The organism is Parahoeflea alexandrii, assembly GCF_027214025.1.
Classification (GTDB): Bacteria; Pseudomonadota; Alphaproteobacteria; order Rhizobiales; family Rhizobiaceae; genus Hoeflea; species Hoeflea alexandrii_A.
Genome location: NZ_JAPWHB010000001.1, coordinates 771,305 through 797,696, shown reverse-complemented (window position 1 = coordinate 797,696; position 26,392 = coordinate 771,305). Strand labels below are relative to the sequence as shown.

The 26,392-nt window shown below is 62.7% G+C and carries 23 protein-coding genes; 12 read left to right on the top strand and 11 right to left on the bottom strand.

The features are described 5' to 3' along the window. Positions 1-103: 103 nt before the first annotated feature. Together O4H62_RS03905 and O4H62_RS03900 are read left to right on the top strand one after the other, a co-directional pair. On the top strand, positions 104-547 hold the full coding sequence (locus O4H62_RS03905; protein WP_269385800.1) for a MarR family winged helix-turn-helix transcriptional regulator: 444 nt from the start codon (positions 104-106) through the stop codon (positions 545-547). Positions 548-693: 146 nt separating this feature from the next. Next, the gene (locus O4H62_RS03900) at positions 694-1,758 is read left to right on the top strand and encodes a zinc-binding metallopeptidase family protein (protein WP_269385799.1); all 1,065 of its coding nucleotides are present in this window, start codon (positions 694-696) and stop codon (positions 1,756-1,758) included. Between the two features lie 73 nt (positions 1,759-1,831). On the opposite strand, the gene O4H62_RS03895 is transcribed toward O4H62_RS03900, so the two are convergent. Together O4H62_RS03895 and pepN are read right to left on the bottom strand one after the other, a co-directional pair. Further along, positions 1,832-4,177 (bottom strand): PAS domain-containing sensor histidine kinase, encoded by a 2,346-nt coding sequence (locus O4H62_RS03895; protein WP_430538368.1) that lies wholly within the window; start codon positions 4,175-4,177, stop codon positions 1,832-1,834. Between the two features lie 280 nt (positions 4,178-4,457). After that, positions 4,458-7,100 (bottom strand): aminopeptidase N, encoded by a 2,643-nt coding sequence (gene pepN / locus O4H62_RS03890; RefSeq protein WP_269385797.1) that lies wholly within the window; start codon positions 7,098-7,100, stop codon positions 4,458-4,460. A gap of 614 nt (positions 7,101-7,714) precedes the next feature. On the opposite strand from pepN, the gene O4H62_RS03885 reads away from it, so the two are divergent. Next, positions 7,715-10,012, top strand: a complete 2,298-nt coding sequence (locus tag O4H62_RS03885) for a xanthine dehydrogenase family protein molybdopterin-binding subunit (protein ID WP_269385796.1) — start codon at positions 7,715-7,717, stop codon at positions 10,010-10,012. Positions 10,013-10,249: 237 nt separating this feature from the next. After that, complete coding sequence (locus O4H62_RS03880; RefSeq protein ID WP_269386303.1) at positions 10,250-11,161, top strand: DMT family transporter; 912 nt, start codon at positions 10,250-10,252, stop codon at positions 11,159-11,161. Between the two features lie 43 nt (positions 11,162-11,204). Here O4H62_RS03880 and O4H62_RS03875 read toward each other — a convergent pair whose 3' ends face one another. The 6 genes from O4H62_RS03875 to rpsF all read right to left on the bottom strand — a co-directional run bounded on the left by O4H62_RS03875 (position 11,205) and on the right by rpsF (position 16,099). Next, positions 11,205-12,488: an MFS transporter gene (locus tag O4H62_RS03875; RefSeq protein ID WP_269385795.1), complete on the bottom strand. Its 1,284-nt coding sequence runs from the start codon at positions 12,486-12,488 to the stop codon at positions 11,205-11,207. Between the two features lie 178 nt (positions 12,489-12,666). Then, complete coding sequence (locus O4H62_RS03870; RefSeq protein ID WP_269385794.1) at positions 12,667-13,572, bottom strand: uracil-DNA glycosylase; 906 nt, start codon at positions 13,570-13,572, stop codon at positions 12,667-12,669. Between the two features lie 122 nt (positions 13,573-13,694). Next, positions 13,695-14,288 (bottom strand): 50S ribosomal protein L9, encoded by a 594-nt coding sequence (gene rplI / locus O4H62_RS03865; RefSeq protein ID WP_269385793.1) that lies wholly within the window; start codon positions 14,286-14,288, stop codon positions 13,695-13,697. A gap of 24 nt (positions 14,289-14,312) precedes the next feature. After that, on the bottom strand, positions 14,313-15,272 hold the full coding sequence (locus O4H62_RS03860; protein WP_269385792.1) for a DUF2232 domain-containing protein: 960 nt from the start codon (positions 15,270-15,272) through the stop codon (positions 14,313-14,315). A gap of 132 nt (positions 15,273-15,404) precedes the next feature. After that, positions 15,405-15,653 (bottom strand): 30S ribosomal protein S18, encoded by a 249-nt coding sequence (rpsR, locus tag O4H62_RS03855; protein ID WP_007196805.1) that lies wholly within the window; start codon positions 15,651-15,653, stop codon positions 15,405-15,407. 11 nt (positions 15,654-15,664) lie between these two features. Further along, a complete protein-coding gene (gene rpsF, locus O4H62_RS03850) occupies positions 15,665-16,099 on the bottom strand; it encodes a 30S ribosomal protein S6 (RefSeq protein WP_269385791.1) in 435 nt (144 codons plus the stop codon). A 510-nt stretch (positions 16,100-16,609) separates the two neighbouring features. On the opposite strand from rpsF, the gene O4H62_RS03845 reads away from it, so the two are divergent. The 4 genes from O4H62_RS03845 (at position 16,610) to O4H62_RS03830 (ending at position 21,345) form a co-directional block, all read left to right on the top strand. Beyond that, on the top strand, positions 16,610-17,107 hold the full coding sequence (locus tag O4H62_RS03845; RefSeq protein WP_269385790.1) for a molybdopterin-dependent oxidoreductase: 498 nt from the start codon (positions 16,610-16,612) through the stop codon (positions 17,105-17,107). Between the two features lie 26 nt (positions 17,108-17,133). Next, positions 17,134-19,155 (top strand): putative bifunctional diguanylate cyclase/phosphodiesterase, encoded by a 2,022-nt coding sequence (locus O4H62_RS03840; protein WP_269385789.1) that lies wholly within the window; start codon positions 17,134-17,136, stop codon positions 19,153-19,155. A gap of 253 nt (positions 19,156-19,408) precedes the next feature. Beyond that, complete coding sequence (locus O4H62_RS03835; RefSeq protein ID WP_269385788.1) at positions 19,409-20,560, top strand: MFS transporter; 1,152 nt, start codon at positions 19,409-19,411, stop codon at positions 20,558-20,560. 98 nt (positions 20,561-20,658) lie between these two features. Continuing rightward, on the top strand, positions 20,659-21,345 hold the full coding sequence (locus tag O4H62_RS03830; RefSeq protein ID WP_269385787.1) for a cupin domain-containing protein: 687 nt from the start codon (positions 20,659-20,661) through the stop codon (positions 21,343-21,345). Positions 21,346-21,378: 33 nt separating this feature from the next. Here O4H62_RS03830 and O4H62_RS03825 read toward each other — a convergent pair whose 3' ends face one another. Next, positions 21,379-22,464: an alpha/beta hydrolase fold domain-containing protein gene (locus O4H62_RS03825; RefSeq protein WP_269385786.1), complete on the bottom strand. Its 1,086-nt coding sequence runs from the start codon at positions 22,462-22,464 to the stop codon at positions 21,379-21,381. 178 nt (positions 22,465-22,642) lie between these two features. On the opposite strand from O4H62_RS03825, the gene O4H62_RS03820 reads away from it, so the two are divergent. From O4H62_RS03820 to O4H62_RS03810, 3 genes are all read left to right on the top strand, one after another. Then, the gene (locus O4H62_RS03820) at positions 22,643-23,026 is read left to right on the top strand and encodes a helix-turn-helix transcriptional regulator (RefSeq protein ID WP_269385785.1); all 384 of its coding nucleotides are present in this window, start codon (positions 22,643-22,645) and stop codon (positions 23,024-23,026) included. Positions 23,027-23,217: 191 nt separating this feature from the next. Continuing rightward, a complete protein-coding gene (locus O4H62_RS03815) occupies positions 23,218-23,787 on the top strand; it encodes a hypothetical protein (protein ID WP_269385784.1) in 570 nt (189 codons plus the stop codon). 222 nt (positions 23,788-24,009) lie between these two features. After that, positions 24,010-24,498, top strand: coding sequence for a hypothetical protein (locus tag O4H62_RS03810; RefSeq protein ID WP_269385783.1), 489 nt, complete (start codon positions 24,010-24,012; stop codon positions 24,496-24,498). Between the two features lie 109 nt (positions 24,499-24,607). Here the strand turns inward: O4H62_RS03810 and O4H62_RS03805 are convergent, their stop codons facing one another. Further along, positions 24,608-24,778, bottom strand: coding sequence for a transposase (locus tag O4H62_RS03805; RefSeq protein ID WP_430538367.1), 171 nt, complete (start codon positions 24,776-24,778; stop codon positions 24,608-24,610). A 95-nt stretch (positions 24,779-24,873) separates the two neighbouring features. Here O4H62_RS03805 and O4H62_RS03800 point away from each other — a divergent pair, with 95 nt between their 5' ends. Beyond that, complete coding sequence (locus O4H62_RS03800) at positions 24,874-25,215, top strand: hypothetical protein (protein WP_269385782.1); 342 nt, start codon at positions 24,874-24,876, stop codon at positions 25,213-25,215. Between the two features lie 83 nt (positions 25,216-25,298). Here O4H62_RS03800 and O4H62_RS03795 read toward each other — a convergent pair whose 3' ends face one another. Further along, positions 25,299-26,342, bottom strand: a complete 1,044-nt coding sequence (locus O4H62_RS03795; protein ID WP_269385781.1) for an aldo/keto reductase — start codon at positions 26,340-26,342, stop codon at positions 25,299-25,301. Positions 26,343-26,392: the final 50 nt, after the last annotated feature.

The window sequence follows — 26,392 nt, the reverse complement described above, 5'->3', positions numbered from 1 at the left end:
TCCTGCATCTCCGGGAAGGCCATCGCCCTGTCGGTCGTCCGGCGTCCGGTTCGCGCTTGCGCTACGGGCCGGAACACGATAATGTTTACATGGAAATATTTACATGGCAACTAAAAAACCGCTGGATCGCCCTCGCTCGCTTGGCCAGGTCCTGAGTTTCGCCACCGGGGCAACGGTGGCGATGTGTCAGGACATGCTGGCCCGGCATGATCTCACCCTGGCCCAATGGGTGATCCTGTCGGCCCTGTGGCGCCAGGATGGCATGCTGATCAGCGAGATCGCTGATTACAGCGGCAACAACGCGCCGGCCGCCTCGCGCATCATCGACCGGATGGAGGAGGCCGGCTTGGTCAGGCGCGTGCCGTCGCCCGATGACAAGCGCGTGGTGCGCGTCCATGTTACTGAACGCGGCGAAAGCCTGTCCCATCTCAGCGATTTTCATGAACGGGTGAATGCCCGGCTGCTCAAGGGCATTGATGAACGCGATGCACAGCTGCTGTTTGATCTGCTCCGGCGGGTTGACGCCAATGCCCGTGACGAAAGCTGAAGCGGGGCGGGAACGGTTTGCGTGGCCGCGCGTTCTGGCGGGGGAGGGCACGACCGGCCGGTGAAAAAAGGTCCGTCGTGACATGCTCGCCCGACCTGCCGGCCTGACAGGAACGCCAAGACCATCCAGTCCAAGGGAAATGTCCAATGCGCCGTTATGCCTGCCCCACCTGCGCCAATGAAGTGCATTTCCGCAACACCGAATGTGTCAATTGCCGGTCGCGGCTTGGCTATGTGCCCGGGCGCGATCAAATGTTCTCCACGGCTGCCGGTGACATCCGCTGGCACGACGGTGCCTCTGCCTACAAAGCCTGCGCCAACCGCCAGGTGATCGCCTGCAACTGGCTTGTCCAGGAAGGGGATGCGGAGGGGGAAGAGCATTGCCTGAGCTGCAGTCACACCCTGGTCATCCCGGACCTGTCGTCAGATGACAATCGCACCCACTGGGCGGCTCTCGAGGAGGCCAAGCGCCGGCTGTTCTACTCGATCGCGAAATTCCGGCTCGGCGTCGGAGATCTCGTCACTCAGCCGGCCACCGCCCTGCGCTTCGAGTTCAAGGCGGACATGCCTTCGCCCGGCGGAGAAACGAAGCGCGTGCTGACCGGTCACGAGCACGGCCTGATCACTATCAATGTCGCCGAAGCCGACGATCCCACCCGCGAAAAATACCGCAAGGCCATGGGCGAGCCCTACCGCACCCTGATCGGCCACTTCCGTCACGAGGTCGGCCACTATTACTGGGACCACCTGGTGTTCGACACGCCGAAGCTCGAACCGTTCCGCGCCCTGTTCGGCGACGAGCGCGACGACTATGGCGAGGCGCTCGGGCGGCACTACGACCAAGGCGCGCCCCGGGGTTGGGAAACCACCCATGTCAGCGCCTACGCCTGCGCCCATTCCTGGGAGGATTTCGCCGAAACCTGGGCGCATTACTTCCATATCGTCGATGGGCTGGAAACGGCGGGATGGTACGGGCTGGACGGCCATGCGCCCGATGCGGGGCAGCACCGCACGCCGGGTGGCTGGTCCGACGCCGGTCCTTATGGCGCGGCCGAATTCAAGCCGTTGATGGACGCCTGGGTGCCGCTGACGGTGGCGATGAACGCCATGAACCGCTCGATCGGGCTTGGGGATTTCTATCCCTTCGTGCTCTCGGACACGATCTTCGCCAAGCTCGAGTTCATCCACCGCCTGATTCACGACCGCGGCTGAAGACGGGCAATCAGCCCTCCGGCGGTATTGGGCGGCTCCGAGGCATTGCCGCAAGCAAGCCCGGCGCTGACGCCTATTCGGCCGCGGCCGGTTCGCTCTGGGAGCACTCGACCGGCATCCGCACGCTGACGATGGTTCCGACGCCTTCGACGGAGCGGACCTTCATCGCGCCGCCGTGCAGTTCGGCGAGGCTGCGCGAGATCGCCAGTCCGAGACCGGAACCGCCGGTGGATTTCGAGAACTGGTTCTGCACCTGCTCGAAAGGCTGGCCGATCCGGCTCAATTGCGCCTTCGGAATGCCGATGCCCGTGTCCTCGATGGTCAGGGTGACGGCGCTGGACGTCCGGCGCGCCCTGACCATGATCCGGCCGCCCGGTTCGGTGAACTTGACCGCATTGGACAGCAGGTTGAGCAGGATCTGCTTCATCGCCCGGCGGTCGGCATTGAGCGACAGGTGCTTGGAAATCTTCTGCTCGACCTCGATGCCCTTCTTCTCGGCCTGGATCGCCACCAGCCGCAGCGCCTCGTCGAGCAGCGGCGCCAGGTCCACATTCTCGCAATCGATCTGCATCTGCCCGGCCTCGATCTTGGCCATGTCGAGAATGTCGTTGATCACGGTGAGCAAATGGATGCCGGAATTGTGGATGTCGTCGGCATACTCGACATATTTGTCCGACCCGAGCGGCCCGAACATGCGCGCCTGCAGTACCTCGGAAAAGCCGATGATGGCGTTGAGCGGGGTTCTCAGCTCGTGGCTCATATTGGCGAGGAACTCGGACTTGGCCTTGCTCGCGGCTTCCGCACGCTCTGTCTCGATCTGATAGTCGCGGTTGAGCGCCGACAGTTCCGCCGCCTTGCGCTTGAGCTCGGCCTGGGAGGTGGTGAGGTCGCCGATGGTGGCCATCAAGCGTTTCTCACTTTCGCGCAGCCGTTCCTGGTTGCGCTTGAGCGGTGTGATGTCGGTCCCCACGGACACCTGTCCGCCCTCGCGTGTCTGGCGCTCGTTGATCTGCAGCCAGCGCCCGTCGCCGAGCTGGACTTCATAGGTTTGCGCCAGTCCCTTCGAGCAGGGGACTGCCAGACGCCGCTCCACCACCGGGCGGGTTGCCGCCGCCTCGACCGCCGACCGCGGCGTTCCCGGCGCCAGGCATTCCGCCGGCAGGCCATGGATCTCCTGGTAGTGCTTGTTCCACAGCACCAGCCGGTCGTCGCGGTCCCACAGCACGAAGGCTTCGGATGTGCTCTCGATGGCGTCGAACAGGCGCTGGTCTGCCTCCACTGTGCGCTGCTGCAGGTGGCGCTGCTCGGTGACATCCATGGCAATGCCGATCAGGTGGGTCTGGGCCGAACTCGGGTCGACGACCTGCGCCCGGGCCCGCATCCACAGATAGTGCCCGTCGGCATGGCGCATGCGGAACAGATGGTCCACCTGCCTTATGTCGCCGCTCGCCACTTTCTGGGCAATCTCGTAGAGATCGCCATCGTCGGGATGGATCAGGTGCGAGGCCTCGCCGAACGAGATCACGCTGTCGCGGGGCGGCAGGCCGAGGATCTCGTACATCGAGCGCGACCAGTAGACCCGGCCGCGCGCCATGTCCCAGTCCCACAATCCGCAGCGTCCGCGCGACAGCGCCATGTCGACCCGGCGATGGCTCTCCTGGTAGATGTCGTCGGCCTCCTGTGCCCGGCCGGCCTGGCTGAAATAGGCATAGAGAATGACAAGCAGGATCGACGAGGTGGCGATGAACAGCGTCACATTGACCGATACCGATTGCCGCCAGGCCGCGTTCATGTCGGCGACCGGCGTGACCGAGAGGATCGACCCCACGCCATCGGCCAGGTGCGACATCGCCGCCAGGACGGGCTCGCCGTTCAATTCGATCGTCTGCACGCCCGCGCGTTCGCCGAACAGCCTGAGCGGCGAGGATTCCTGGAGCAGCGACGAAATCTGCCTGCCGACATGCTCGTATCCGCCCGCGGTGGCTGCAAACGCGCGGCCATCGGCATCGAACACCAGCAGGAAGCGGCCGGCGGTGTCCGGCATTGCGCTGATCACGCGGTTGAGCCGCGCCTCGGTTTCCCATCTGAGCGATTGTCCGACCGGCGCCAGGTCCGTCGACAGGGTTGCGTGCGCCGCGGCGAGCGACATCGCGGTCAGCTGCTCTGCCCCGACCAACAGGCGGTCGCGGTTGTCGCTGATGTTCATGTAGCGCGCGGCAGCGACTACCACCAGAAAGCAGACGATCAGCACCGGGATCAGGCGCTTGAGAAAGGGCTCGGCACCGATCAGCCGTTCATAGGCAGGCTGTGCAAACAGTTTTGCGTGACCTGACATTCCTCCTGCAACAGCAGGCTTCACACTGGCCTCGCGAGCATGATTCGACCCTTCGGCCGCAGGTAGGTGCTGCGCATCCGTCATATTAATCGTAAATCCCCGTTAGGATCCGGACTACCGCATCTCCGAATCTGCCCTAATGAATCAAAGGTGATTCGGCTTGTCCAGTCCTAAAAGTAATCATTCTTTAAGAATTTGAATTTGCTTATTATTTGGCGGATTCGAGTCGGCGGGCCGATGCCGGAACTCGGGCTTCGCAGTTCGAAGCCGAAAAAGCATGCCCTTAAATGATCACAAGCTCATGCTTCACCGCGCGCAGGCTGCGGCGAAGCATGAGCTTGTGGATCGGGCAATCGCGGAATTGTCAGTTGGCCAGCATCCGGTCGACGATATCGCCGACATCGGGCGACAGTTCACCGGCCTCGCGGATCGAAACCAGCGCCAGGCGGGCAAGCTCCTGCCGGCCTGCCTCGAGCGAACGCCAGGAGCGCATGGCGGTCAGCAGCCGCGCTGCCAGTTGCGGGTTGCGCTTGTCGATGTCGATGACTTCGCGCGCCAGCAGCCGGTAGCCTGCGCCGTCGGCGGCATTGAAGCCGGTCGGGTTGCCGGCCGAGAAGGACCCGATCAGCGAGCGCATGCGGTTCGGGTTGGTGCGGTCGAAATCGGCACTGTCGAGCAGGTTCTCGACCCGCGCGCAGGTCTCTGCGCCCGGCGTCATGGCCTGGATCGAGTACCACTTGTCGAGCGCCAGCGGGTCATCGGCAAACCGGCTTTTGAAGGCGGCCAGCGCATCTGCGGTTTCCGCCGAGTTGGGGAACTGGTGCGCCAGCACCTGCAGCGCCTGGGCCATGACGGTCATGTTGTCGCTGTTGTCGTAGGTGGCCTTGGCGCGGGCGGGCCGGCCTTCGGCAATCGAGGCATAGGCGAGGGCAACGCCGGCAAGGGCGCGAAGACCGGCATCCGTGGCGTCGGGGTTGTAGGGGCCCTTCGGCGCGCTGTCGGCAAGCCGGGCGAACACTTCGAGCCCGGCGCCGGCAACTTCCGACAGCACCGCCTCGCGCGCGGTATGGATGGCGTCGGGATCGATGTTGGAGCCGATCTCGCGGGCGATGTCGCTTTCCGCCGGCAGCATCAGCGCCTGGGCGCGGAAGGCGGGTTCCAGGCTTTCATCGGCCGCGGTGGCGACGAGGATGTCGGCAAGCTCCCTGGCCGAGGGCAGGTTGCGTCCGTCCCGTGCCAGTTTCGAAACTGCCACCAGGTGCCGCATGGCCTGCTCGTTCAATGCCTGCCAGCGTGAGACGCCGTCGCTGTCATGACGGGCAATGTGGGCGAGGTCGGCAGCGCTTTGTTCCATGGCGATGTTGACCGGGGCGGAGAAGCCGCGGTTGATCGACAGCACCGGCCGGCCCGGCACGTCGGCGAAGGTGAAGGTCTGCTTGCGCTTTGTCAGGTGAAACACGCCGTTCTCGGCGTCGCCGCTGTCCGGGTTTCCGTCGAACTCCGAGCCGTCGGGCAGGATCAGCCCGTAGGCCAGCGGAATGTGCATCAGCGCCTTGCGGGATTGGCCCGGCGTCGGCGCCAGCGACTGCTCGAGCGTCACCTTGAAGGTTTTTGCCGCTTCGTTCCAGTCCGTCGAGACCGACACCGAAGGAGTGCCGGCCTGGCTGTACCACAGCGCGAATTGCTTGAGATCGCGGCCGCTGGCTTCCGCGAAGCAGGCGAGGAAGTCCTCGATCGTCGAGGCGTCGCCATCGTGCCGCTCGAAGTAAAGGTCCATGCCCTTGCGGAAATCCTCCGCGCCCAGAATGGTGCGGATCATGCGCACCACTTCAGAACCTTTTTCATACACGGTCGCCGTGTAGAAATTGTTGATTTCCTTGTAGGTTTCCGGGCGCACCGGATGCGCCAGCGGGCCGGCATCCTCGGGAAACTGGTGCGCTTTCAAAAGCCGGATTTCGGCAATGCGCTTGACGGCGGCGGAGCGCTGATCAGCGGAAAACGCATGGTCGCGGTAGACCGTCAGCCCTTCCTTCAGGCACAGCTGGAACCAGTCGCGGCAGGTGATGCGGTTGCCGGTCCAGTTGTGGAAATACTCATGCGCGATGATGGCTTCGATGTTGGCATAGTCGGCGTCGGTGGCGGTGTCGGGGTCTGCCAGAACATACTTGTCGTTAAAGACATTGAGCCCCTTGTTTTCCATGGCGCCCATGTTGAAATCCGAAACCGCGACGATCTGGAAGATGTCGAGATCATATTCGCGGCCGAAGACTTCTTCGTCCCATTTCATCGAGCGCTTGAGCGCATCCATGGCGTAGCCGGCGCGGCCTTCCTTGCCGTGCTCGACATAGATCTTGAGCGCCACTTCACGCTCGCTCATCGTGGTGAACGTGTCCTCGACGACGCCGAGATCCCCACCCACCAGCGCAAACAGGTAGGACGGTTTCGGGTGCGGGTCGAACCAGGCGGCGAAATGCCGGCCTTCATCGTAATTGCCGCCGCCCAGGAAGTTGCCGTTCGACAGAAGCTGCTTGGTGTCTTCCTTGCTGGCAATGATGGTGACGGTGTAGACCGCAAGCACATCCGGACGGTCATAGAAATAGGTGATGCGGCGGAACCCTTCCGCCTCGCACTGGGTGCAGTAGACGCCGTTGGTGCGGTAGAGCCCCATCAGCTTGGTGTTGGTTTCGGGCGAGATCGTCGTGGTGACGGTGACCTCGAACGGGCCGCTTTCGGGCAGGCCGCGAATGGTCAGGCTGTCGGGCGTGGCGTCATAGAGCGACGGATCGATATCGTTGCCGTCAATCTGCAGACTGTCGAGTGCGAGTTCGTCTCCGTCAAACACCAGGGGCGCGTCTGCCGCAACGCCCTCGCGGCGATGCAGGATCACGCGGGAGACAACGGTTGTCTCCTTAGGATCAAGCTCGAAGGTCAGATCGATCCGCTCCACCACGAAGTCGGTCGGCTTGTAATCCTTGAGCTTGTAGACTTGTCCCGTTTCAGTCCGCATATGCTTTATGCCCCGCAATTTCCCATTATGGGACGGGACGCTATCACGTTGGATCCTGACATCGGGTTAAGATATCCCCGCATCAATCGACGGGAGCCAATTTTTGGCGAGGCTGGAAAAGCAGTATGAATGATTGCGGGTCGCCAGCGGAAATCACTGTAAAATCAGTCATGATATAATATAAAAGTCCATTATTGATTTGATCGGTTGATAAGAACTCAGTGTTCTCCAGTCAGCTATCGAAAATAGGACTATTATTTTATGAAAAGTACGCGGTGATTCGAAAGTCTATATAGTTCTATTGGAAAAATGAGGTGAGAGGACGTGTTCTCTTTACGTTGTTGCTTTCTATCGGCCAGGAGGCCGTGAGCAGGCGGTCGCCTCTGTCCACAACCATGCCGGTGCATATGCGATGGTAATGCTTAATCCTTTGATACCAATTGTTGCAAGTCATGTGCGGATTCCCGCGCCCGGTCCGGCAGGCTGGCGGATGCGGCTGGCGGCATGCCCGGCCAGTTCGGAAGACGGCACTCGACATTCCGGCCTCCGGAGCTAATTATGAGGGGAGAGTCGCGCCCGCGACCGTCAAATCCAATCCTTCACCGGGACCTGCCATGAACATCGCGACACCTAAATTCGGCGTGGGCGCATCGGCGTTGCGCAAGGAAGACCTCAAACTGATCAGGGGCGAGGGCTGCTTCACCGATGACGTTCGGGCCGAAGGCGAGTTGCGCGGCTATGTGCTGCGCTCCGCCCACGCCGCCGCGCGGTTCAGGATCAATGATCTGGAACCGGCGCGGGCTGCAGACGGCGTCCATCTGGTCCTGACCGCAAGCGACGTCGCTCATCTCGGCCCCGTGCCGAACCAGGCCACCGTCACGCAGCCAGACGGCACAAGGCACGCGCAAAAGCACATACCGCTGTTGTGCGACGGCGAGGTCCGTTATGTCGGAGACGCGGTGGCCTTCATCGTGGCCGACAGTCTCGCCCTGGCGCAGGAAGCTTCCGAACTCATCGACATCGATTGGGAATTTGATGACGCGCAGGCCAGCCTGGAGTCGGCGCTGGAGGAAGGCGCCCCGCTGGTCTGGGCGGACCTGGGCACCAACCAGGCCTATCTCTATCGCAATGGCGATGCCGGCAAGACCGATGAAGCCTTTGCTCAGGCCGCCCACGTCACCACCATCGACTATCTCAACAACCGGCTGGTATCGAACTACATGGAAACCCGGGCCTGCTTGGCCGAATGGGACGGGGAGGCGAAGAAGTTCACCCTGACGCTCGGGTCGCAGGGCGTCCACGGTATCCGTAAGACCATCGCCAAGGACATCTTCCGCATGGAGCTTGAGGACTTCCGGGTCATCACCCGCGATGTCGGCGGCGGCTTCGGCACCAAGGTGTTCACCTACCGCGAATATCCGCTGGCGCTGGAAGCGGCACGCCGGCTCGGCCGCCCGGTCAAATGGGTGTCGGACCGAACCGAGCACTTCCTGGCCGACGCCCATGGCCGCGACAACAAGGTCACGGCCTCGCTGGCGCTTGACAAGGATGGCCGGATTCTCGGGCTCAGGATTGATCTGCTCGCCAACATGGGCGCCTATCTGAGCCAGTTCGGCCCGTTCATTCCGATTTTCGGCGCCTCCATGGCCACCGGCGTCTACGATATCCAGAACCTCGATTTCAAATTGCGCGGCGTCTATACGCACACCACGCCGGTGGACGCCTATCGCGGCGCCGGCCGGCCGGAGGCCGCTTTTCTGATCGAGAGGCTGATCGACGCCGCCGCGCGCGAGACCGGCATGCCGGTCGCCGAGCTCAGGCGCCGCAACTTCATCCGGCCCGAGCAGTTTCCCTACAAGACGCCCGGCGGGCGCATATACGATGTCGGCGAGTTTGACGGGCACATGACCCGGGCGCTGGAAAAGGCCGATGCGGCCGGGTTCCCGGCCCGCGCCGAGAAAGCCCGGTCGCGCGGAAAACTGCGCGGATTGGGGACGGCGGTCTACATCGAGGCCTGCGCCTTTGCCGGCTCCGAACCGGCCAAGCTGACGCTTGATGCCGATGGCGGCATTACGCTTTACATAGGAACCCAGACCAACGGGCAGGGGCATGCCACCGCCTACAGCCAGTTTGTCGCCGACCAGATCGGCATCGACTTCGACCGGATCACGGTGCGCCAGGGCGATACCGCCGAGCTGGCCAAGGGCGGCGGCACCGGCGGCTCGCGTTCGATCCCGCTTGGCGGGGTGTCGGTGTCGGCGGCCTCGAAGGTTCTGGCCGAAAAGATGAAGAAGCTCGCCGCCGACGAGCTGGAAGCCTCCGCCGCCGACATCGAGCTCGTCGACGGAGAAGCCCGCATTGTCGGCACCGACCGGGTGATCAGCTATGCCGACATGGCCAGGGCCGCAAAGACCGAGGACGACCGCACCGGACTTGCCGATGTGGTACAGGACGAGGCCACCTATCCCAACGGCACCCATGTCTGCGAAATCGAGATCGATCCCGAGACCGGTCAGGTCGAGATCGCCCGCTACACCATCGTCGATGATTTCGGCATGACCGTGAACCCGGTTCTGCTGCTCGGCCAGATCCATGGCGGCGTGGTCCAGGGCGTCGCTCAATGCCTGAGCGAGGGTGTCGTCTATTCCGAGGACGGCCAGCTGCTGACCGCAAGCCTGATGGATTACGCGGTGCCGCGCGCCGACAACATGCCGTTCTTCGATTTCGAGACCCGCAACGTTCCCTCGACCACCAATGCCATGGGCATCAAGGGGGCAGGCGAGGCCGGTACGATCGGGGCATGCCCGGCGGCCATGAACGCGTTGGTCGACGCGCTCGACCGCGCCCGCGGTGTGCGCCACATCGAGATGCCGGCCACCCCGCAACGCGTATGGGAAGCCCTGAACGGCTGAACCGGCGCGCGACCGGCTGCTCGCGTTCATCAGCGCGGCGTGGCCGTTCATCAGCATTTTTGATCGGACGATCACCGTTCATCGGGCTATGGTCGCCGCCATGAAGCAATTCTGAAGAGTGGACTGCCGCATTCCCGCAATTCCGATCGTGAAAGAAGCCAGGTGACCGAACCCACGCCCACTGCTTCCCGCCAGACAGAGCCTCAGACCACCGGCGGCGAGCAAACCGGATCGCCGATGATCGGGATCGCCCTCAAGGTTGCCTCCGTCTCCGTCTTCGTCACCATGTCTACTCTGATCAAGGCTTCCGCCGAAGGCATGCCGGCCGGCCAGATAGTCTTCTTCCGCTCGGCCTTCGCCATCGTTCCGATCCTGATTTTCCTGGCAGTGCGGGGTCAGCTCGATACCGCCTGGCGGACCTCGAGCCCGCTGTCGCATGTCAGGCGCGGTCTGGTCGGCGTCACCGCCATGGGACTGAGCTTTTTCGGCATCATGCGGCTGCCGCTGCCCGATGCAATTGCCATCGGTTACGCGATGCCATTGGTGGCGGTGGTTTTTGCAGCGCTGTTTCTCGGCGAGACCGTGCGCGTTTTCCGGTGGACCGCGGTCGCCGTCGGTCTCGGCGGCGTCATGATCATCTCCTGGCCGCGCCTGAGCCTGTTCAGCAACGGCTTCGGCTCCGACGAGGCGCTGGGTGCGGCGGCGCTGCTGGCCTCCGCGATGCTGGGCGCCACGGCCATGATCCTGGTCCGCAAACTGGTGCTGACCGAAAAAACCCCGACGATCGTTCTCTACTTCTCGCTGACGGCGACCGTGCTTTCGCTCGCGACCTTGCCGTTCGGCTGGATCGTTCCGGACTGGCAGACGCTGGCGCTCATGGCGCTTGCGGGTTTCTTTGGCGGTCTCGGGCAGATCCTGCTGACCCAGAGCTACCGCCATGCCGACGTGTCGACGATCGCGCCGTTCGAGTACACCTCGATCGTGCTCGGCATTCTCATCGGCTATTTCATCTTCGGCGACGTGCCCACATGGACCATGCTCGCCGGCACCACGATCGTGGTCGGGGCAGGGCTGTTCGTCATCCTGCGCGAGCATGCGCTCGGTCTCGAGCGCAAGGCGCAGCGCAAGCTGGTGACGCCTCAGGGCTGAGATCCCTGGTCAGTCAGCCATCCTGTTTGTTGTCGGCGGACTTTCAGGAGGCGGCGCTCTCGTCCTCTTCCTCGGAACTTTGCTCGCCCCAGGCCGGGTCCGAGCGCGGATCGAGTTCGGCTGTCTGCGGGGTCAGGTCGGGCAAGGCCGCCATCGGCAGGAAGTCCGAGCGCATGTCCTCCGTGGGCTGCTCGCGGCGGCTGATGCGCCAGGCGGCATGTCCGGAATAGGCGGCAAAGCAGATCGCGATCACCACGAACAGCGCGTGCGGCCCGAACCAGTCCATCGCAACACCGGTGACCACGGGGCCGACCATGGTGGCGACGCCATAGGTGATCATCAGCCCGCTCGACACCTCGACGAACTCGTCGGGCTCGGCGTGGTCATTGGCGTGGGCGACATTGAGCGAGTAGATCGGAAACAGCACGGTGCCGAGAAACAGCATGCCGGCAAAGAAGATGATCCGGTTGTCGACGCCGAACGAGACGGTGAGGGCGCAGGCGGCGATGCCAATCAGGCCGGCGACGATCATCACCCGGCGGCGGTCCATGCGGTCGGAAGCGCGGCCCAGCGGATACTGGAAGATCGCCCCGCCGATCATCGCGATGGCGAGCATCGATGCCCCTTCCGCTGTCGAAAGCCCCAGCTGCGACGCGTAGACCGGGCCGAGCCCGCCCCAGGCGCTGGCGATCAGGCCGGCCAGCAGCGTGCCGATCACGGCTGCCGGCGACCGCCTGTAGAGCGCGGGAACATCGAATTTCACCTGGGTCAGCGGTTGCGGCGACTGGGCGCTCGACAACAGCGTCGGCATCACCGCCATCGAGCAGATCAGCGTGCACACCATGAACAGACCGGCTCCGAGCGGGTCGCCGAGCGGTACGATGTACTGCCCGACCATCACCGCCGACATGCTTACCACCATGTAGACCGAGAACAGCGCGCCGCGGTTTTCATTGTCCACCTTCTCGTTGAGCCAGCTTTCGATGATCATGTAGCCGCCGGCGATCGAAAAGCCGGCCATCGCGCGGGTCAGGACCCAGACGACGGGATCGACGATCAGCGTGTGCAGCAGATACGACATCGCCATGATCGTCGTCAGCGCGCCGAACACCCGCACGTGACCGACCTTGAGCACAAGGCGCGGCGTGATGATGCAGCTGGCGGTAAAGGCGATGGCGTAGCCTGTCGCAATCAGCGAGATGGTGAAGGTCGACCATCCCTCGGCCACGGCCCTGATCGGAATCAGGTACCCCGACAGCCCCATCGCGGTCAGCAGGAAGAAGGTCGAAAGCAGCAGCGACGCCACCGATCGAACGGACTGGATCATGGCGGCTCTCCCTGCCAACGGAGCGCGGCCTGCCCAATCTCCGGTGATCCCGGATCATGCAGACCAGATTGCAAAAGCGATTCCTGAAATGACCTTGTCATGTCCGAAAGCGACAGCAAGGCCCGATTGCGACGTATCCGAAATATTTCCGTCATCGCACCGCAACGGGGCTGACGTGTCAGCTGTCCTTGATCTGGTCGAGCCGCTCCCTGAGCGACAGGAAATCCGCCCAGGCCAGCCGCTTCTGCGCCGGGTTGCGCAGCAGATAGGCCGGATGCAGCGTCGGCAGCGCCGGGGTCTCCGTCTCACCGGCCTTGCAGCTCATCCAGGTCCCGCGCAGCGACAGGATGCCCTTGTCCGTGTCCAGCAGCGACTTGCTCGCCACATTTCCGAGCATTACCAGAAGCTTCGGCTGTGCAAGCACGATGTGACGTTCGATGAAGGGACGGCACAGTTCGATCTCGTGCGCCGCCGGGGTGCGGTTGCCGGGCGGCCGCCAGGGGATCATGTTGGTGATGTAGGCGGTGTCGCGGCTCAGCCCGATCGCCGCCAGCATCCGGTCGAGCAATTGTCCGGCGCGGCCGACGAACGGCATGCCCTGGAGATCTTCCTCGCGGCCCGGCGCCTCGCCGATGAACATGATGTCGGCGTCCGGATTGCCGTCGGCGAACACCAGCGTCTTGGCGCTGTGCCTGAGGTTGCAGCCGGTGAAGCCCTCGAGCGCTGCCCGCAGCTCGGCAATCGTGTTGGCGCTTGCGGCCAGCGCGCGGGCATCCTCGAATGCGGCTGCGCCGGGGATCGTCAGTTGCGAGGCTTGCGGTGCGGCCGCGACCGGTGGTGGTGCAGCATTCTTGCGCCCATCGCCAAGTGACGCCAGAGGCGGCTTGGCGGCGGGAGTCCGGCCGGTTTCGCCCGGTGCGGCGGCGTTCGGCTGCGGCCGGCTGCGTGCCTCAAGTATTTTCGCCGACTGCTCGAACCGGTCGATGGCAGCGTCCTCACACAACTCATCGACGCCGCTCTCGGCGTAAAAATACAGGAGCGCTGCAAGCGCCTGCGGATTGATGTCGGCTGCGGTGGCGGTCATGCTTGGGTTTTACCGCAAAGCGGCGGACGGTGAAAGCAGCTTGGCCGAAAGGATCAAATGAAAACGCCCGGGATGATGAACATCCCGGGCGCTTGTTTGACTGCTCTTGGGTGACGGCAGGATCAGGCGTTTTCTCCGCCGTCTTCGTCGTCGAGATAGTCCGGATCGTTGGCGGCGGCTTCGGCCGCTTCGGCTGCGGCTTCCTCGTCGATGCCGTAGATGGCGTCGGCCGACGACAGGTCTTCGCCCTTGAGCTGGCGTTCGGCTTCGTCAGCCGAACGGGCAACGTTGAAGGTGACCGACACGCTGACATCGGCATGCAGCGCCAGCGGCACTGTGTGCAGGCCGATGGTCTTGACCGGGTTGTTCATGTCGACCTGGCTGCGGCCGATGGTGAAGCCGTTTTCGGCCAGAACGGCGATGACGTCGCGGGCGGCAACCGAACCGTAGAGCTGACCGGTTTCGCCGGCCGAACGCACGACCACGAAGGTCTTGCCGTCGAGCTTCTCGGCGATCTGCTGGGCTTCCGACTTGCGCTCGAGGTTGCGGGCTTCAAGCACGGCGCGCTCGGCTTCGAAACGGGTCTTGTTGGCGGCGTTGGCGCGCAGCGCCTTGCCCTGCGGCAGCAGGTAGTTGCGGGCGTAGCCATCGCGAACCTTTACGGTTTCGCCCATCTGGCCTAGCTTGGCGATGCGTTCAAGAAGAATGACGTCCATGGTGTTGTCCTTTCGAGGGGGTTGTCAGGGTTTGGAAGTGGGACCGGATCCGGTCACCGTGAGTGTGCGGGCGGTGTCGAACAGCCCGAGGAACAGGAAAAATGCCAGCGGCAAGGTGAAGATCACGGTCGCCAGATAGGCGGTCCACAACAGCAGGCCGCGCGCCGGCTTTCCGCGGGTGCGGTGATGCGCGATGGCAAAGCCGGCGACCACGAAGCCGATGCCGAAGGCGCCGCTCATGGTCCAGCCGATCAGGCCGATGCCGCCGTCGACGAAGCTCATCGCCACGCCCGCAAGCAATGCGATCACGCCCATGCGCGGCATTCTGAGCTGCGAGGGAATGTCGTCCTTGGGCCGTTTCGACCGGCCCGACATGCGCACGATGGCAGAGGCGACATACCAGCCGGAAAACAGGATCAGCACCCACATCGCCGCCTGGATGGCGGGCAGGGCGTAGAGGAAGAACTGCTTCATCTCCGCAATGCCCTCGGGCGTCGGCTCGTAGGCTGCATTGCTGTCCTTGATCGACGCGACAAACACTTCCACCAGCTCGCTGACGAATTCCGTGCCGTATCCCATCGCCAGCCCGACACCGACAAGGCCGATGCAGACGCAGAAGGCGATGCGGACGAAGATGTCGGAGAGCGGATACCAGGCGACGGCACCCTCGGGACCGCCGATTTCCTCGGCAGGACGCGCGAGGTTGGAAAGATGGGCGATCCATGCGGCGGGAGCCAGCGTGGTGACGCCGGAAACGAGCGCAGCCTGCGGCGCGGTGGCGATGCCGATGACGGCCATTGCGCTCAGGACCGCGACGATCGAGGCGAGATTGGACCAGCCGAGCCCGGCGATCATCACCGGGAGCGCCGCTGCGGCAAAAAGAATGAAGGAGAGGCTGGAGGGGGAACCGGCGCTGACAAGCAGAAACGCGGCGGAAACGCCGGCGAGCAGGCCCACGAGGAGCGATGTGCTTTGCTGTGTCATCTCAGTCGCTGTCCTGCGTCACGCAGTTAGAGGCATGTTCGCCCCAACCCGGGATTTTGGTGGCCCAGACCCCGCGCCCGTCGCGGGATGGGAAGTGGACCCGGCGCCGAAACGCCGGGTCCATAAACAGTCCTACTTCAGCACGTAAGGCAGAAGGCCGAGGAAACGGGCGCGCTTGATCGCCTTGGCGAGTTCGCGCTGCTTCTTCTGGCTCACGGCCGTGATGCGGGAGGGAACGATCTTGCCGCGCTCGGAAATGTAGCGCTGCAGCAGGCGAACGTCCTTGTAGTCGATCTTCGGCGCATTCGCACCCGAGAACGGGCAGGTCTTGCGGCGGCGATGGAACGGACGGCGCGTCGGGATCTGATTGATATCAACCATTGTCTAAACTCCTATTCCCGGTCTTCGCGCGGACGGCGCGGGCCACGGTCGCCGCGATCACCACGGTCGCCGCGATCGCGGTCGCCACGGTCACGGTCGCCGCCACGCGGACGGTCGTCGCGGTCACGCTTCTGCAGCATGGCCGACGGGCCTTCCTCATGAGCTTCAACCGAAACGGTCATGAAGCGAAGAATGTCTTCGTTGAAGCGCATCTGGCGCTCCATTTCCTTCACGGCGGGTGCCGGAGCATCAATGTCCATCAGCGCGTAATGCGCCTTGCGGTTCTTGTTGATGCGGTAGGTGAGGGACTTCAGACCCCAGTGTTCAATGCGCCCGACTTTGCCGCCATTAGCTTCGATCACACCCTTGTACTGTTCTACGAGGGCTTCGACCTGCTGGCTGGAGACATCCTGCCGGGCAAGGAATACATGTTCATAAAGAGCCATGATTGACTTGCCTTTCTTGCTTTAACATCACCCGGATCCGGCGCTAAGCCCCAGCGACTTGTCCTGGCGGCATGTAGCCGGGCAAGAAAGACGTAGTATCGAGACGGTCGTGAGCGGAGACACGGGAGGCCGGAGCGCTTTTGCCCCTAGGATCCTTTCGGATCGCACCCTCCGTTCAGCCACCAGCCAGATGACCGGGTGTTCGAACAGCCGCGCTTATACGCGGTTTTCGCTGCATTGCAAGAGCCAACTGGCCAGCCGCATTCTCCGGGGGGCGGGCTTGCCGGCTGCGGCAAGTTACGCGGTATCGGCTTGCTGGTGGCTGGATCGGCCTCGCCTGAGGGCTTTGCCGGGAGTCTCGCGAACGGGCCGAGTCGGCTTTGTTGATTTGTAAAAGAAAATTATGAATTAGAAAAATTGTATATATTCATTTAACAGCGCCTTAGAGCAACCCTGCTAAATCTTGAGGATCGATGATGGCCAAGCTGCCACTTCCTGAAAGGCTACAATATGCACGCAATTCACTCGAATATCCGTTCCGCCATGGTCGCCTGTGCGACGCTTCTTGCTGTGACTGTCATGCCGGCTTCTGCCGCTGATACCATTCTGACAATTGATGGCGACATCGCCGGGCAGGCTCCGGTCGACATGACCCTTGCGGACATCGAGGCGCTGGGCTCGGCAACCATTGTCACCAAGACGCCCTGGCACGAGACGGCGGTCAGCTTTGAAGGCGTTCCTCTGGCCGCTCTACTGGAAAAGGCCGGCGCCAATGGCCAGACCCTCTCCGTGTTCGCTCTTAACAATTACCGCTCGGAAATACCGGTGTCCGACGTCGCCAAACATGGCGTCATTCTCGCCTACAAGCAGGACGGCGCCTACATGCCGGTCAGCGACAAGGGGCCATTGTTCGTCGTCTATCCGTTCGACGCCGACCCCGCCTTGAACAACGAGGTGTATTACGCGCGTTCCGCCTGGCCGGTCCGTTCGATCACGGTCGAAGACTGAAACTGCGCCCGGCCCGGAGTGAACCAATGCGTCCGTTGACCAACGTCTTCAATCTGCTTGCAGTCGGCTTGGCGGTCGCATTCCTGGCGATCTATGCGGTTCATTCCAATCTCGTGACCGCTACCGACGATGCCGTTGAACGCTCCTCCCGCTACGATGTCGCCTGGGTGGGCGCTGCAGGACGGATGGAGGTTCTCAATCTTCAGAAGGCGCTCGCCGGATTCATGGTCTCGGCAGATCCGGCCGAGGCTTCCCGCGTCGGGTTGTTCTCCGACATTCTGGCCAACCGTTTCAATGTCTACGAGGCACCGGCATTCCAGACCTTTCTAGACCGCAAGCCCAAGCGCAGAGCTCTGCTTGATGAGGCGCGTGAACGGTATGCCGCTGTTGCCGCCGATCTCAAGACCATCGACGCGCTTCCCGTGCCGCATCGCGAGACTGTTCGGGTGGAACTCGAAAGGATCTTCGCTGCCATCGACCGCATCGGTGCGGAAGCGCAGACGGATTCGGTCAATGAGGTGGCCCGGATCCGCACTGATCTGAAACGGCAGCAGGACCTTCAAAAATGGATTGCCTCCGGCCTGTTCGGCTCCATCGCGCTGTTGCTCGGAATTGCCGCCGTGCAGAACCGCTTTCTGCGCGCAGCCAATCGCGAGGCGGTCCGCAATGCCGATGGTTTCTCCCATCTCGCCCATCACGACAGCCTGACCGGTCTGCCGAACCGCATGGCCTTCAACAATGAATTCGCCCGCGTAGCCGCACGGTGCGCGCAGCCTGACGCCGGTAAAATGGCGGTTCTGGCGATCGATCTGGATGGTTTCAAGGCCGTCAACGACCGGCTTGGGCATGCGACGGGTGACGCCCTGCTCAAGCAGGTGGCCGAACGAATGGCCGCAACCGGCGCGAACTTTGCCAACGCCATCATGACGGCCCGCCTTGGCGGTGACGAGTTCGTTGTCATGCTCGATGCGGCGGACGGAACTCAAGCTATTCTGGAACAGGCCGAGGAACTCCGCAATGTCCTCTCCGCAACCTATGACATCCATGGCGCCGCTCTGGTTGTCGGCGCATCGGTCGGTGTAGCGGTCAGTGTGCCGGAGCGGGATCCTGAAAATCTGCTGATTGATGCCGACATCGCCTTGTCGCAGGCCAAGGCATCAGGCAAGGACCGCGTCATGCTCTTCGATCCGGCAATGCACGACGTGTTTCTCAGGCGCGCCCTGATACAGGCCGAGCTTGCCGGCGCCATCGAGAACGACGCCATCAAGCCGCATTACCAGATCAAGGTCGACGTCGCGACCGGGCGCGTCACCGGGGCCGAGGTGCTGGCCCGCTGGACCCATCCGACATTGGGGCCGGTTCCCCCTGGCGAGTTCACGCAGATCGCCGAACAATCGGGTCTGATCGTTCCCCTGGGCCGCAAGATCCTCGAGAAGGCTTGTCGCGATGCGCTGAACTTTCCGTCCGATATGGGGATTGCCGTCAATCTCTCGGTCGTTCAGTTCGTCCGCGACGATCTGCTCAAGACCGTGCAGGAGGTTCTCGAAACAACCGGGTTTCCGGCAAACCGGCTGACGCTTGAGGTCACAGAATCGCTGATGATCTCGGAAGCCGACCGCGCGGTCGAAACCCTGTCCCGGTTCAGGGCGATGGGCATATCCATCGCGCTCGATGATTTCGGAACCGGCTATTCGGCGCTGAGCTATCTCAGGCAGTTCGAGTGGGACGAGTTGAAGATTGATCGCTCCTTCGTCATGGAGCTTGAGACCGATGACCGGGCCGGGGCCATTGTCGGCTCCATCGTCTCGATGGCGCATATGCTCGGGATCAGGGTGACGGCCGAAGGTGCCGAGACCTTCGGACAGATCGAGATATTGCGGGATGCCGGCTGCGACACCATCCAGGGATATCATTTCGGCCGGCCCGTTCCTGCCGGCGATTTCACGGTCTCGATTCTTCACGGCGTGGCGACCGCGGCGAAGCTGGCGGAACGGACGCCGGTCGACGGAGGCAAACCGGGTCGATACAGTCCGCCGCTGAGCGCCTGAGCGCGCCTGAGTGCACCTGTGCCTGTCCCGTGGTCAACGGGACGAGCGCCATGCCCCCGCGCTGCATCGGATCGGTCGCCCTCGAACCGCCCGCGCGGATGGGGGCAAGTCTTGCGGGTATCTTGCCAGAATCGAAAATCGGGCAGACGGTGGTTTCCGTTGACCTGTCTGCTTCGCATTTCCTTTCTCATTGGCATCCATTTTGGTTCAGAACCGTCTTCCGCTCGTCGAATTCCCGCCGGCCAGGCCCGGGGTGAATTCATTCGCAATCCTGGCTGCCTGCGAAGCGTCCGCACGGGCGACGCTGATTTCGGTCTATCCGGTATTGATGTACCGGGCGCTGGACACCGCCGCCTCTGTGTCGGAGGCCTACGTGCTCATCGGCTTCTCCGGGCTCGTATCTGCGTTGTGCGTGCCCATGCTGGCCCGCCATATCCCTCGGCGCTGGCTCTACACGCTCGGCGCCCTCATCATGATCTCCGGAAGTGTGCTCGGCGGCTTCTTTGATCCGGTCTTCGTGCCTTACGCTGTTGCGGCAAACTCGGTCGGGCTGGTGATCCTGGCGGTGTGCTTCAACGCCTATGTCATGGATTATGTCGAGCGCGCATCAATGGGCCGCAATGAAAGCCGGCGGCTGTTGTTCAGCGGCATACCATGGAGCATCGGGCCGTTCCTCGGGGTACTGCTGATGGATGTGCACCCGCAGATACCGTTCCTGATTTCGATCGCTGCCTGCCTGGCGATGCTCGGATTCTTCTGGCATCTCCGCCTGGGCGACGGCAAGGTCATCACCAAGGCCCGCAGGCCGCCAACCAATCCGCTGCGCTACATCCCGCGGTTCTTTCGCCAGCCCTCGCTCGTGGCGGGATGGTTCTTCGCCACCATGCGCTCGGTCGGCTGGTCGATCTACATCATCTACGTGCCGATCTTCGCGGTGAAGTCCGGCCTGAGCGACCAGGTTGGCGGGCTGGCGCTGTCGATTTCCAACGGCTTCCTGTTTCTCACGCCGATCATGCTCGGTTTCCTGCAGAAGACCAGCGTCCGCAATACGATTTTCACCGGGTTTGCCGGCGCCGCGGCGCTGTTCGTCACGGCAACGCTGATCTCGGGCTACGCATGGCCGGCGATCGCGCTTCTGGTTTCGGCAACCCTGTTTCTGATCCTGCTCGATGTCAGTGCGGGCCTGCCGTTCCTGCTGACCGTCAAGCCCTCCGAGCGCACTGAGATGGCGGCGGTCTATTCCACCTTCCGCGATGTCGCGGCCGTCGGGTCGCCGGCCTTTGCCCGGCTCGTGCTGGCCTTTACCTCGGTGCAGGGGGTCTTCGCCGCCACGGGCCTGGTGCTTCTCGGTTGCGCGCTCGTGGCGCGGCGCACCCATCCGGCGCTCGGAAGACGCCGCCGCTGAGACCGGTCACCGGCAAAGCGGACGCCGGCGATTGACAGCCCTGTGCGGCCGCCCCATGTGTTGGCCGGGCCTGTGGATTGATCGATGAGGGGATTCCGATGACAACGCCAACCGCTATCCGGAACGATTTCTCCAGGATCGAACTGGTCGACACCGCGGCCATGGAGTGGATCCCTTCTCCCTCTGGCGGCGTCGACCGCAAGCCGCTCGACCGCATCGGCGGCGAAGTGGCGCGGGCGACGAGCCTGGTGCGCTATGCGCCGGGATCGGACTTCCCGAGCCATGTTCACGCCGGCGGCGAGGAGTTCTTGGTCGTCGAAGGCATCTTCTCCGACCAGCACGGCGATTATGGTCCGGGCACCTATGTCCGCAACCCGGTCGGCACAAGTCATGCGCCGGGCAGCCGCGACGGTTGCGTCATCCTGGTCAAGCTCTGGCAATTTGAGGATGGCGATACCGCGCCGGTGGTGATCGATACGGCAACGGCGGACTGGCAGGCCGTCGGGCAGGGCATCGAGCGGCTGCAACTGCACCGGTACCGGTCCGAGAAGGTCGCCCTGCTGCGCTTTGCCGATGGCGGCAGCATAGGCTTGCCCGAAGAGAGCGGCGGCGTGGAACTCTATGTTCTAGACGGCAGGCTGCAGGTCGAGCGGCAGACGCTATCGAAAGGCGGCTGGGCCCGCTACCCGGCAGGAATGGCGGTCACCTTGTCGGCGCCGGATGCCGCGACAATCTACATCAAGACCGGCCACCTCGAGGGCCCGATAACCGGCCCCGCCGTTTGAGCCGGCTCCGCCTGGCTTGATCGCGACGCGGGCTCAGGCGGTTCCGGGCCGCCAGTGGCGATTGATGAAGGTATTGACTTCGCGGAACGACTGCGCCGCTGCTTCTGACGACAGCCGCTCCAGGTGATGCCTTGGGGAATCCCAATAGTTGATGCGGACGTCGCATCCGTGCTTCTGGCCGTTTTCGGCCATGCGGATTGCGTCGTCGAAATGCAGGTCGTTCTCGCTGGTGTGGATCAGGATCGGTGGCCATCCTGACTGGCTGGCAAAAACCGGCGAAGCGAGCGGCGAGGTGACCGGTTCGTCCCGCAGATAAAGCCGGGCGCAAAACGCCGCAGTCTCCATCCGGAACGGAGACTGCGAGGACATCGAGCGGGTGATGTAGGACCAGCCGCTGAGACTCAGGTCGCACCAGGGCGAAAACAGGATGATGCCGGCCGGCAGATCGGTTCCGTCTTCAAGAAGCAATTGCAGGGCGCCGAGCACGATCGAGGCCCCTGCAGTGTCGGCTGCTAGAAATATGTTTTCCGGCCTGTACCCTTGCTCGAGAAGATCGAGGTAACGGGCGGCAAAATCAAGCGGCGCTGCGGGAAAGGGATGTTCCGGCGCAAGCCTGTGCGCCACCATCAGGATCTCGCAGTTGACGGCTTCGGAGAACCGCTGGACCATGGTCTTCTGCTTCCGCGACGGCGGCATGATGAACCCGCCACCGGCGACATAGAGGATGATGGGCCTGTTGCTGGCCGCGTGCTTGGAATGAGATGGATTGTCGTTCGGCTTGCGCGGCAGGTCCGGGTTGCCTGCCGTCAGACCGCGCGGAAGGAAGCTTGGTAGCGTTTCAAGTGCGCCGCTTTCATAGCCGCCCCGCATCTGGGAGATGTGCAGTTCGGCTGCTTCAAGGCTTCCGGCTTGCCTGAGTGCGAATTTCAGCCTTGAAATCAGGATGCGCTCGATGATCCGGTTCTCGGCCCGGGCGATCAGGTGTTCCAGACCGCGTCCGAACAGGCCGGTCTTGATCGTATAGCGGCGGGCCAGATCCGTGGCTTCCAGCATCGCCAGGCGCGGGCCCGTGAGAGTGCTCAGAATATCGGAATTGGCGCTAATCCCAGTTTGTGACATTCTATCGCCCGCAGGATGTTCATCTGATCAATGCGACTGCAAACCTATTCGATCACTCTAGTTAGTGGCGAAGTGTTTGTAAAACCGCGGTTCTGGAGCGAGAATACACATGCGGGAAAAGCGGACCGGCGCGAGAGGCGGCTTGCCGGGCGGACAACAGCCGGTCGGCAAGGAACAAATGCTTGAAGCACGCGCGGCGCTTCCCGGGTTGGTCCGTGACACCGGGATGTTCGATCTCGACTACGATCCCTCCGAACTGGCGCGCATGAAGCAGATATTTGAACATCTTCCGGACCAGGCTGTTTTGGATTTGTCGCAGCGCCTTGGTTCGCTGATGGCGGAGAAGCAGCCGGATCTTGCGGCATTTTCAGGCAAGCACGGCATCTCCCCGGCGGAGCAGAAGCTGCTCGAAAGCCTGATCGAGGGGCTCACGGTGGTTGCCCATGCCGAAAGGGAGGGCATTTCCGTCAATACCGCTCGGACCCATATGCGGCGGCTGTTGGAGAAAACCGGCAGCGGCGGTCAACTCGATCTGATCCGTCTGGCTCATCACAAATCCTGATCCGGTGGGGACGGGAGGCACCGGTCCCCGTATCACGCTGGCGCGGATCATCACATGTGATGATTACCTCCTGATTTCTTCGCCACATCATTCCTGTGAGGGGGCCAGTCCACCGCCACTCTCCGGTTCCAACGTGACCTCACGGGAGAAAAGAGATGACGAACTTATCAGAGAGAACAGGGGAGCGGCCAATGATCCTTGCCGTGATCCTGGTGAGCTTTGCGATGCTTGCCGCCTCCTGGCCCGCCTTGGCCAACAATGGACATTCAGGTTCTGGCGGGGAACGCCCGAGCCGGATGGTTGTTTCCATCCAGTCTCTCATGCGCATGAGCAAGACGGCCTTGCGGGATCTGTCCCACGATTCCTACCGGTTGAAGATTCAGGGGGTGATGGGCGAATACAACACGCGTCGCGTTATTGCGGCCATTATCGACAGACCGGTTTCGACCGCCCGGCTGATTGACAGGCTGGAAAATGCGACGAGCGATGCGGCAAGACTGAAGATAGCAACAGGATTGCTCGAAACCCATGCTCGCACGCACATCAAGAAGCGGCACTTGATCGAGAGACTCTATCGATCCTTACGAGCAGAGCAGCGGCTCGTGAATCCACCCGGAAACCTTGTTCGCGGCCAGAAGAGCAGCGATCCGCTCGTCCAGCAGTTTTATACGATGCAGGACGAGAACGCCGCCCGGGGGTCTCTTATCCGGCTCCTCGAGGACATTGTGAACAGGCACAGCGAAACTCCCTCGTACTGGTAGCGGCGTTCCGGCAGCGACCGGCGAAGGCGAGGGCCCGCCGGAAAGGCAATGCCTGATACCCGGCCTCCTCATCACATCTGATGATTACGCGCCGGCGCGGGTGGACCAGTATCTGGTATCGCAACGACAAGAGGCAGGGATGAGATGATCAGCCCGGACGACCCAATGAAAGGATCGCAACGGTCCTCAGGACCCACAAAGCAACGAAGAAGGGGACATTCCATGATAGCCAAGCGAATTACACAAACTGCTCTCGCTTTTGCCATCGCCGTTGCCGGCATTCAGTTTGCCGCCCCAACGATGGCGAATGAAGGCGGCGGCCCATCGCTGAACGAAAACCGGCCGGCTGCGAAGAAAAAGGCGAAGAAGACCTTCAAACAGCGCGCCGCGGAACGGCGGGCCGAGCAGGCTGCGAAGAAAGAAGCAAAGGCGAAAGCCGAGGCCGAGGCCAAAAAGGCGAAGCAGACGGCCAAAGACAAGAAGCGCCTGAACGATGCCAAGAAGAACGTGGCGCACCTCGAAAAAGAACTTAAAAGGCTCGAAAGGGAGCGCAAGACGAAGGTTTGGAAGACGAATTCCGACGTTCGCAAGCATCTGGCCGAGATCAAGTCGGTCGAGCGCAACATCAAGCACTACAAGCGCACGATCCGCACTATGGAAAAGAAGTTGGGCATCAAGCACCCGGTGCGCGGCATCTTCATCCTCAACTGACGCGACGGATGTCAGGACGGACAGAAAAAGCCCGGGCAGCACTGTCCGGGCTTTTCCGTCTAGCCAGCATTACAAGGATGCCGGCGAACACTTGCCGCGGCAGCGCCGCCTAGGTCATCTGGAAGACGGCGTAGCGGGCGTGTCGCACAGGCCGGATGCCGGTCTTGATCAGCCGTTCCCGGAGACTGGCTGGCGACCACCGCTCGATGGCTTCGGGCGTTGCCGGCGCGCGCAGGAAGTTGGCAAGGTTGTAGGCCAGCGCATGAAGCTGAAAAGGCACTGCCTGATACCTGGCCTCCTCATCACATCTGATGATTACGCGCCGGCGCGGGTGGACCAGTATCGGCTGTCCCAACAACCAGAGGCAATGAAGACATGATCAAAAAACTCGGTTTGCTTTTGTTGATGACAGGACTGGCGCATGGCTGTGCCCGGATCGAAAACTGGAGCGAATTGCGGGGCGCCGAATACGAGCAGTTGCCGCCGATCAAGGTGAGCGGCACGACATACAAGGTTTTCGAACTCTCGCGCACCACCGAGAACAGGGCTCCCGACCGGAAGAGCCCGAACGACACCTTCGCGGTCTACACCGTCGTAGGCCCGGGTATGAAAGTGTATTGCGGCACCTCGGCGGCGGAATGTGAGAAGGCAATCCGGGAATTCAACAGCAAACGGTACAAGGCCGGTGAGGCAATGCACGATGGTGGGGCGATGTAGCCCGTAGGCGCCGCAGGGGGAGAGCGGCTTCATCTCTGAGCGTGACGGAGCACCTCCCGGGCGGCTCCGTCACGCGTATGCGGTCAGATGGGCAGCGGGTGGGCGCGACGGGCGGTGGCGATGTCCGCGAGAACCGCATCCGACAATGTGACGTCCCTGGCGCCGATGGCGGTCTTGAGCTGGTCCATCGTCGTTGCGCCGATGATCGTCGAGGTCATGAACGGCCGCGTCATGCAGAAGGCGATCGCCATCTGTGACGGATCGAGCCCGTGCTTTTGGGCGACATCAAGATAGGCCTGTGCCGCGGCTTCCGCCTCCGGCCCCCAGCGGCCGCCGAGATTTTCAACCCGCGCGCGGCGCGATCCTTCGGGAATGACGCCGCCCTGGTATTTGCCGGTGAGAATGCCGGTCGCCAGCGGAGAGAATGCCAGAAGGCCGACGTCCTCGTGATGCGCCACTTCCGCCAGATCCGTGTCGAACAGGCGGCAGATCAGATTGTACTCGTTCTGGATCGAGGCGACGCGGGGCAGGCCGTGCTCCTCCGCCAGCCGGACAAATTGCATGGTGCCCCAGGCGCTTTCGTTGGAAAGCCCGATGGCGCGGATCTTGCCCGCCTTGACCGCGTCGCCCAGGCCTTCAAGCGTCTGGTGAATGTCGTCGACGGTTCTGGTCTTGTCCTGCGTCGAGGCATCGAACGCCCAGTGCTTGCGGAAATGGTAGGAACCGCGGTTGGGCCAGTGCAGCTGGTAGAGATCGATGTGATCGACGCCGAGGCGTTTGAGGCTTGCTTCGACCGCCTGCATCACCGAGTCCCGGGTGAAGCCCTGTCCGTCGCGAATCCAGCTCACGCCGCTGCCGCCCATCTTGGTTGCGAGAATCACCTCGTCGCGCTTGCCCGAGGCCCGGAACCAGCTGCCGATATACTCCTCTGTACGGCCCTGTGTTTCGGCCCGCGTCGGCTGGGTCGGGTACATCTCCGCAGTGTCGAAGAAGTTGACGCCCTGGGCGAGGGCGTAATCCATCTGCTCATGGGCTTCCGCCTCGTTGTTCTGTTCGCCCCAGGTCATGGTGCCGAGACAGATCTCGCTGACCATCATGTCCGTGCGTCCGAGCCGCTTCATTTTCATGCCGTCGTATCCCTTGGCTGGTAAGTTGCGCGCACAATACCGGGGGCATT